The organism is Candidatus Enterococcus moelleringii (assembly GCF_017377575.1).
Classification (GTDB): domain Bacteria; phylum Bacillota; class Bacilli; order Lactobacillales; family Enterococcaceae; genus Enterococcus_A; species Enterococcus_A moelleringii.
In genome coordinates this window covers 1,156-10,249 of the sequence record NZ_JAFREM010000032.1, presented here as the reverse complement: position 1 = coordinate 10,249, position 9,094 = coordinate 1,156, and the positions used below count along the sequence as shown (strand labels likewise).

Annotated in this window: 7 protein-coding genes; 2 read left to right on the top strand and 5 right to left on the bottom strand. The window is 37.3% G+C overall.

What is annotated here, in order from left to right; all coding sequences use genetic code 11:
• Positions 1–567, top strand: a 567-nt coding sequence (locus JZO70_RS19460) for a hypothetical protein (protein WP_207675358.1), incomplete at its 5' end; no start/stop codon positions are given.
• A gap of 299 nt (positions 568–866) precedes the next feature.
• On the opposite strand, the gene JZO70_RS19455 is transcribed toward JZO70_RS19460, so the two are convergent.
• Positions 867–1,358 carry a hypothetical protein gene (locus JZO70_RS19455; RefSeq protein WP_207675357.1) on the bottom strand — a complete coding sequence of 164 codons (492 nt, stop codon included), beginning with the start codon at positions 1,356–1,358 and terminating at the stop codon, positions 867–869.
• The gene (locus JZO70_RS19450; RefSeq protein WP_207675356.1) at positions 1,336–2,034 is read right to left on the bottom strand and encodes a hypothetical protein; all 699 of its coding nucleotides are present in this window, start codon (positions 2,032–2,034) and stop codon (positions 1,336–1,338) included. The genes JZO70_RS19455 and JZO70_RS19450 overlap by 23 nt, the downstream gene beginning before the upstream one ends.
• A 488-nt stretch (positions 2,035–2,522) precedes the next feature.
• Here JZO70_RS19450 and JZO70_RS19445 point away from each other — a divergent pair, with 488 nt between their 5' ends.
• Positions 2,523–2,834, top strand: a complete 312-nt coding sequence (locus tag JZO70_RS19445; protein WP_207675355.1) for a hypothetical protein — start codon at positions 2,523–2,525, stop codon at positions 2,832–2,834.
• 2,207 nt (positions 2,835–5,041) lie between these two features.
• On the opposite strand, the gene JZO70_RS19440 is transcribed toward JZO70_RS19445, so the two are convergent.
• From JZO70_RS19440 to JZO70_RS19430, 3 genes are all read right to left on the bottom strand, one after another.
• Positions 5,042–5,803, bottom strand: a complete 762-nt coding sequence (locus JZO70_RS19440; RefSeq protein WP_207675354.1) for a MurR/RpiR family transcriptional regulator — start codon at positions 5,801–5,803, stop codon at positions 5,042–5,044.
• A gap of 67 nt (positions 5,804–5,870) precedes the next feature.
• A complete protein-coding gene (locus JZO70_RS19435) occupies positions 5,871–7,205 on the bottom strand; it encodes a 6-phospho-alpha-glucosidase (RefSeq protein WP_207675353.1) in 1,335 nt (444 codons plus the stop codon).
• Positions 7,206–7,227: 22 nt separating this feature from the next.
• Complete coding sequence (locus JZO70_RS19430; RefSeq protein ID WP_207675352.1) at positions 7,228–8,799, bottom strand: alpha-glucoside-specific PTS transporter subunit IIBC; 1,572 nt, start codon at positions 8,797–8,799, stop codon at positions 7,228–7,230.
• Between the last annotated feature and the right edge of the window lie 295 nt (positions 8,800–9,094).

Here is a 9,094-nt window from a genome sequence, read left to right as displayed (position 1 = left end):
GAGGCCTTTCGCAGTACGCTAGGCAATCAAGAGATTGAGGATTTCATCAATAGCAATAATTTTTCCGCCCTGCGTCCGGCTTATGGAATTAATATCCTAGATTTCCACTTGTTCGAAAAAGACGGGCCGGCGATTCGCAAGTTCGGCATACTGGATTTGGACACCTTTAAGTTAATGCGCTCCCACAATGGAGAGGAAATTATTATACTTTGCTTCATGAGTTTGAAAAATAAGAATATTGACCGAAATAGCGCAGCCTATCTTTGGCAGCAGTTTTTCAAGACTGGTGAAGTGCCCGATGACGCTCCGGATTATTTGAAAGATGCTCAGAAGAAAACTGATTTTTATTCGTTAGCAGAGGAGGAACAGAAAATGATTATGGATATGAATAAAGCGAAGATGGTGAATGATGCGGTAACTTCGACAGCTGTAAGAGTAGCTAGAGAAGAAGAAAAAATCGAGATTGCGTTGAATCTACTAAAAATGGGCCTTTCGATAAAACAAGTTGCTGAGGGCACTAAATTTACTGTTGAAGAAGTAGAAGAGATTCGAAATAATCAACTTTAGTCACTCAGATAGAAGATAGAACATCAAAACAATCCAATAAGCTATAGACAGCTGCTGGGGGTTAGCGATGTTCCTTTTTATCTACTCTCTTACACGGAGACAAAAAGGATTATAAAAAATTTATCCAATGTCCACAAATCTTAAAATGATTACGCAAATAAAACACAAAATACCCCAAGTATCAGAAGTCTTCATGTTAGATTTCTGATACTTGAGGTATTTTTCTACAATTTAGTTGCCAGTCGGTCCATTGTTGTCAACTTTATTACAGTACTGAGTTCTTACGTATTTTTTCGGTCTCAAGCTTTGATTTGGTGTTCTTTTTTGGGATTATCTAAAATCTTGAGTATCTCAATACCTTCGTCAAAATTCACGTAAAGGTACTTGATAACCTTTTTTTCTAAATCAGAGGGTTCTTTTGTTCCGATCTTCCATTCATTTAAGGTCTCGTTGTCAATTCCAAGTAGTTTGTTCATACTCAAATGTCTGACATTTGCTTGGCGAGTAACCTGGTTGATTTCTTTCTCGAGGTTTTTACCCTCGTGATGTTCTTGCAATCTCTCTTCCAGCACAGGCGTCACTTTGATTAAGGCAGTTTTTATTTTCTCGTCATCTTCCTCTTGCAGTGAAAGAAGATTGATTAACAGATCAAACGGTATATCCGTTTGTTCAGACAATTCTTCTAAAGTCCATCCCATATTATTCGAAATGTGAATTAGCTCAGCTGTTTTATCTTCGTAGGAAAGAGCATCCCAAAATGCTGGGTTCTTAATTTCTGGGTTCATAACCATTAAGCATATCTCCTTTACTATTCGCAACTGCAAGTTGCATCATGGGCCACCGATTGTTCATTAGTAAAAATGCTTCGTTGTAACGATGTGAACCGGGTTCTTTTGCTTTATCGAGAAATGCAAAAAAGAATTTGTTTACAGTTATTGTATTAGAACTTTGATGTGCTAAAACCGAAACCTCATTTTTGCCAGTGACGAAAAATCCACGATAAACTAGATCAGATTGCTTGAGGAACTCGACCAACTCCTTGAATTCGGGAATATATGACACAACAGTACTTTGATTAAAATCAACCCTAAACTCGTAAAAACCAAGAGTTGAACTATTTCGAGTCATTAATTTTATAAACTGGACATTATTTAGTAAGATTCGCTTATTCTTATAAGGGATGAAAATACTTGCATTTCGCACATACGAAATCGCCCCATGCGGCTCTTGCTTGATCCGACTCCTTAGAGAAAAGTTGGAGTACACCTCACTTGAAATAAAATCCAATTCTTTGAAAACTTGCTCCATCACGTTTTCTTTAAAATCATGGAACAATTCAACGGGGACAGATTGGCTAAAAAAATTCTGATATGTTGGTAAGGGATCTGAAAAAATCCCTTTGCCTAACCCTACAAATTCAAAAGAGTGAAATGAGTCTACTAAATTATTTGATACTTTTACAGGCATCTTCCTACCCCCAATTATAAACGTTCAACCAGTATATTGGCAATTAGATAAAATCGATTGCAACAGTCATGTTAACAGCAAGTCTCAAAAATATCTGATGGCAAATCTAAAATTGTTTGAAAGATTGCAATCAGGAATAACTTTTATTTACTACCATTATACAGAACGTACGTTCTTTTAGGAAGAGGTATTTAGCTATATTTTGAATTCCTCCTCACTCAGACTCTAAGAAAATAAGTGTTAGTGATATATCGATTGACATGTTAGTTACTATAAAAGCTCTCACTAAACGGAGTAAAGACTTAGAGGATATAATTAATGATGATCTCTTAGATATTATTGATCCTCAGAAGACGATAAATCTCATAAAAGAGTATGATTCATACAACATTTTTTCCGAAGATCCAGAGGTTAATAAAAATGAGTTGCTTCCTATCTAGTGAAAATGTTATATACTAAAGAAGAGAATTAGCTAAGGAGGTGATATCATGACGGTAAAATTGAGTATATTGTTAGAAGACGCACTTTTGCAATTAGAAGAATTTACAGGAGAACGTCATAGAACAGCTGAATTATATAAGAAGTTACTAAATGATATTGCTGAAGAGCATGCTTGCCTAGATGATTTGACTGATAGAGCTGAAAAAATGGCTATAGGTGACGATGCGAAGAAAGATTTACTGAAAATGGTAGAATACAATTACAAGTATTTTGAGAACAAGAAAAAAGCAACTAGTTTAATGGATCAATACCATTTAAACGATACCCCACTAAAGCCATTGGCTGAGGTTGTACACTAATTGAGAGCACTAAGAACATCAACTTTTAAAAAATTTTCTGATAGTATAAGTGAAAACAATAAGATAATCCAAGCGGCTAGACAGTTTCGCTGTCTGGCCGCTTGTTTTATCTTTTTTCTTGCCCCTCTAAAATACTCCACCATACCTTCGTCAAAATATACATGAGCCAATTTCATAATTCGCTTTTTTAGAAAAGCAAACACTTGTCCAATTTCAAAAAGATCATTTTTTTGAAATTAGGCAGCGATTGTCTTTCGAGATTTTTGCGCGTTCAGCCGTTGTACGGCATACGTTTTTGCATTATAGGTAAGCTGAATAAGCAGAAGCTCTACTTCCACTAATTTGGCTTTGTAATTAGTTGTATTACTTAGCTTCATGTTTTCTTTTAGGTTACCATTGACTCGTTCAACTGCATCGCGCTGGTTTTAAAGCTTGTTCCAAGCTTTTGTCCCTCGTGCTGGATGACAAAATTTACGCGGATCTGTCCGTTGTTTGATCTTAATTAATTTTTGACACAGTCCTTCGTGTTGAAGCGGATATGTTTCACAGTGTTTTATTGGCTTAACATACTTCAACGCACCGTAGCGGTGATCAAAGCTATCGTACAGGCAGCCATGTTCAAGTAAACACGTTGGTGCATAGTCTTTTGTCCACTGACCATTGTTCTCGGCAATTCGTTTTAACGGAATAAATCGACAGTGCAATAATCTAATGAACTGTGTGGGCTGCCCGAACCAACAAGGCCGTAATTGGACTATAAAAGATTTGATACTTCAATTGCATTCCAGCAGCAAATCTACAAATTCACCCAATGGCTCGTTATTCAAGATACAAAAAGGAATTGAACGAGTTTGCTCTCCATTTTTCTGTGTGCTATATTGAACTTAAGAACCATAAATTAATTCATTTTATTTCCTCTTCAATCTATAACGAAATAAATTTTATTAAATCGCATTATTTAAAACACTAATTCAAAAGATCGAAGGTAATAATAATGAGAAAATCAACTAGTTCAAAATCTACCGGTACAATTGTGGAGTACGTTACTAGCTTTAACATTGACTTCTTCATTATTGGAAATTCGAAGTGGGCAATTGTATCCCACGAAAGCGGTGGAATAAAGTATCTATCCAACAAACCTGTTTCTGTTCCTTTTAATTCACAGGTAGGTGATACAATCAACATCAGGTACGACGAAGATGATCCCACAAAAATAAAATGTGCTTTCCTATCTCTGCCTTAATTAATCCCCTCGTTGTCTATCAGGAGTATTTACTTCACCAGTTTATGAAAGCGATTTACATGATGTTTAACTTACTTACCGTTAGAATATTATCAAAAAACTAAATCCATATTTCCAGATGAAGTTACCCAAGTCTCTGAGCCTATTGAAGAAGCAAAAGCTGTCTTAGACGCAGCCATTATTAAGCCAGCTGTAGATTTGGGGGAGGATAAACGAAAAATGATTATGGATACAAATAAAGCGAAGTTGATTAATGATGTAGTAGTATCTACTGTCGAGAGGAAAGTCAAAGAGGAAGTCCATGAAGAAGGCATTGAGGTTGCCTCAAATATGCTGTAATTAGGTGATTGCTTTTATCAGTTTGATGGGTGTGCAGCGGCCGACGTTAACTCCGAGAGTGAAAACAGTAAGACAATACAAACGGCTAGACAGTTTTTTCTGTCTGGCCAATTGTATTGTCTTATTTTTCTTGCTCTTCTAAAACAATTCATTATCTACCAAAAATCCGTTTTCTAAAATTAAGAGATGTTAAATCCTATCTTGTACCTGAAAGGTGATGAGGCCTATGTTCATCCTAGGAAAGTAACGCTCGCCATGACTGTGTATCAAGAGTTGGCTCTAGCTATCGCTTTTGCCCGCCTTATGATCACCATTGACCGACACAAGAAATAAACCACACTTACTCACTCGGTCATCGTCTTAAACGATGCTGCTGCAAAGGTGCGTCTTCTTTATCGATTAATGTTGTATTCGAGTGCCTTAACTTTTTGCATCTATGTTTTTTCGGACACAACTGTCACATGGTCTGCGAAACTTTGATCTTTGAAAATCACATATTTATTAATGGATTTTAGTCATGAAATTTGTACCTTTTATATCTAGAAGAGGTACCTGTTAATAGTTAATAATTATATATACTGTTACCTCACCCTACACATAGCTTTTATACAAGTCAGCCCTAAGCTCAGCCATTTAGTGTTAGATTGATTTTCTCAATATAGCGTCTAAACAAACATTCACCTAATAAGTAGAACGTCAAAAATGAAACATGTGCTTCGGCGTTGTTTAAGAGCACCGAAGAGGATACTGCATACAAACGGTAATCTGCATTTGCTGCTAAAGGATTGTTGCTCAAGGTGGTTATTGAAACCAGCGGAATTTTTTTCGCTTTTAGAAGCTGGATCGATTCCTTGTAACGATCAATCTCACCAGACAATGAGATCACGATCACCATGTCATCTTTGGTTAAGTCTTTAGCGATAATCTGGAATTCTGCACTGGCTTTGATAACAAAGAGATACACACCAACTTGCATGAATAGCCTTTGGATCTCATTTGCACAGTTTTTTTGTCCCTCGCCTGTTCCATAAATGAATATCCGTTTGTTGGCAATAATTCTATCAACAATCGTGTCAAAGTGTTTTGTATTTTCTAGCTCAACTAATGTTTGTTTGACGTCTGTTTCCAGTGTTGGTATTGTAGTTGGGCTATTGGATTTGTTGTTTTCAATTTCCCATCTTATGTAATTACGCATTTCAGCATAGCCTGAGAATCCCAGCTTTTTAGCGGTTCTTAAAATAGAAGTTCTAGAATAATTGCACATTTTTGACAACCGTTCAATCCCTAATTTCGGTATCTCATTGAAATTTTGAGTGACGACTGAAACAATTGATAAGTCTGTCTCATTTAATGACTGATAGGCTTGATTTATTTTATCGGAAAACATAAGCATACTCCCTTCCCCTTTTATCCATTATAGATCATTAACAGGGAAAGGAGTATTTCAATTTAGACTATTTTAGTTCTGGCCAGTATTCTTTATTTAGTTCGTACATTTCATCAAGAAGTTGTTTTGCTACAGTCGCATTAGGAACAATTTTTGATAACGCAAATGCTTGTAAGAGTTTTTGATAGGATTGTTCTTCCCAGGCGTCGACGACTAATTTTTCTACGGCTACTTGCTGTTCCATTAGTCCTTTTTGGAACGTAGGGATGGTGCCAACTGCTAAAGGCTCAGGCCCATTTGACGATACTAAGCAAGGAACTTCAACCATGGCAGTGGGATCAAAATTGGCAATGATTCCATTATTTTCAACGATCAGCAGCATTCTTTCGTACGTATTGAAGGTTAAGGCCACAGCTAAATCGACGATATATGAAGCATGTTCATCCACTTCCAAATAAGTGTCCTTCGCGGTTTGTTTATCGGCAATTTCTTTACAAGCAGAGAACACTTCCTTTTCCCTTCCATCCATTACTTGATTTGCACGAGTATACTCAGGGTCCGTATGGGCAATTTCGTACTCTGGATAGAAATAATATTTTAAATACGTATTTGGCAGTGTGTCCGGATCCAGCATTTGGATATCTGCTGCTTTTTTATAGGTGCTGTTCCAGCTTTCGTCACTATGCTGTTTCTTTTCTTCAAGATCAGATTGAACCAAATAGCCATTTTTTGAAACATAGTCTCTCAATTCAGGCATTAAATCTTTTCCGTCGCGGCTGCGGATATCTGTCCACCAGCCAAAGTGATTCAGACCATAATATCTTGTCACGATATCTGAGCGTTTTTTGTAGCCTAAGATTTCGACTAAATTATTCTCAATACTAATTGGCATGTCGCAAATGTTAATCACTTTTGATTTAGGTCGTAATCGACGGGTTGCCTCAGCTACGATGGCAGCTGGATTCGAATAGTTTAGAAGCCAAGCTTCTGGGGAATATTTTTCCATATAATCTACTAGTTCTAATACCCCTTGAATCGAACGCATGCCATAAGCAATCCCGCCAGGTCCACATGTTTCTTGTCCCACACAGCCATATTTTAATGGGATTTTTTCGTCTAATTCACGCATTTTGTATTTACCAACACGGATATGGGCCATCACAATATCTACATCGGTAAATGCAACTGCCGGATCGGTTGTCTGAACAAAATCGATGGTAGGATCTTTTTCTCTGATAATAATTTCGCACGCATCCGCAACTATTTTTTGTCGTTCTCCATCGTTGTCATAAAACTTAATGCTTTTCAAAGGATACCGATCTAAGTTTTCCAGCAACATCATAATAATTCCAGGGGTAAAGGTACTGCCTCCACCTGCGATAACAATTGAGCTTTTTTTCATTTGACTATTCCTCTTTCCTGACCTAATTTTTTAAAAGCTTATCAAATTCAGAACGTACATTTTCAACATTCATTCCGATAATTACTTGGATACCCTTGCCTTTTCGAACAACTCCGTGAGCCTTCGCTTGTTTAAAAACAGAGTCCGTTAGCAGTTTTGTTTCATCGTTTACGGTTACTCTTAATCGCGTCATACAATTGGTTACTTCAGCGATATTTTCTCTGCCCCCGAGCGCTGCTAAAATTTGTCTAGCTTGGGCGCTAAAGGCATTATTTTCTTTTGGTTCACTACTGACATCGATTGTTTCTTCTAAGACACTCGTCTCGCCTTCTATTAGGTCTAGTTCTCGACCAGGTGTCATGACATTCAATTTTTTAAATCCATAGTAGAATACATAGTAATAAACAACGAAGAAAATCAATCCAATCACAATATGTGTAATTACTGTATTGGCATGGTTGCTAAACATTGGCAACCAGTTAACCGTAACATAATCGATTAAGCCGCCACCTTGATACCCTACTACTCCAAAGAAATAAAGTATTGTTGACATCAATGCCGCTAGTGCTGCATGAATAACAAACATTACTGGCGCAAGAAACAAGAAACTAAACTCAACTGGTTCAGTAATTCCGGTAAGCATTGAGGTAATCGTAATTGGCAATAACAGACTGAGGACTTTCTTTTTATTCTCAGGTCTCGCCAACTTATACATTGCTAAAGAAATTCCCGGGATACCCCAAACACCTACGTTTCCATATAATGCAAACCCTCCTGAAGGGAAGAGTGATTTTAAAGGTTGGCTAGATTGAGCAAATTCATTCAGATTTGCTAACCAATGGTTCCAATTTCCATCGGGCACCACCGCTGGTCCTAAATCAAATGGTACCCACAAAAAGTGATGCAACCCGGTTGGAATGGTAATTCTTTCTAGGAATGTGAACAAGAAAATCCCAAATATTCCTGACTGAGATAAGAAGCCTTGCATGCCTAAGATTCCTTGCTGGATGATTGGCCAAATCCAACAAACGGCTAATGCTAAAGGCAGCATGACAATCGTTCCGATAATTGCGACAAGAGAGGCTCCTTGAAACACATTTAATATATCCGGTAATTTCTTTTCATAAAACTTATTATGAATCCAGACAACAATCGAAGCAACAAGTATCGCACCTACTATATTCATATCAAGTGTTTTGATGCCTGCGATCATTGTTAATCCGCTGGTTCCGCCAACTTCTTGGGAGAAATCAATGTTGAAGGTTGAACCCCAAAAATTTAAGATGCCTTGGATGTAGTAATTGAAAACAAAATACGTAAGCAAAGCTTCAACACTGGCATTTCCTTTGGCCTTGTCCGCTAGTTTCAACGGAATAGACGCAACAAACATAATTGGCAACTGATTAAATACTGCGTACCCCGCATCTGAAACCAAGCTCCACACCTTAAACCATCCGTTCGTTTCCGCGGCAAGGCTTCCCATGATGCTCGCATTCATGAAAATACTTGAGAGCCCAATTAAAATAGATGAAAAAATCATAAACATTACCGGACCAAACATCGCCCCACCAAATCGCTGCAGTTTTTGAGTCATAATATTTCTCCTTCAAATAAATTTAAAAACGTTTTCTTCCCACCTCTATTAATACATATATTCAACAGCTCTTTCAATGAAATCCGAACAGATAGAACGCTTTCATACATTAAGGAAAACTTCACAAAAACGGTACATTTTCACAAGTTGAGGAAACACGCGATTCTTGAGGATAATAGCGGTGTGGGCAGTCTTTTTTTACCAGTTTGATGATCACTATTGCGACACTAAGAAAGTCTTCGTAAACTTGCTCAACTTTGCAGACAATCAAACACAAATATCCCGAGTACCAGAA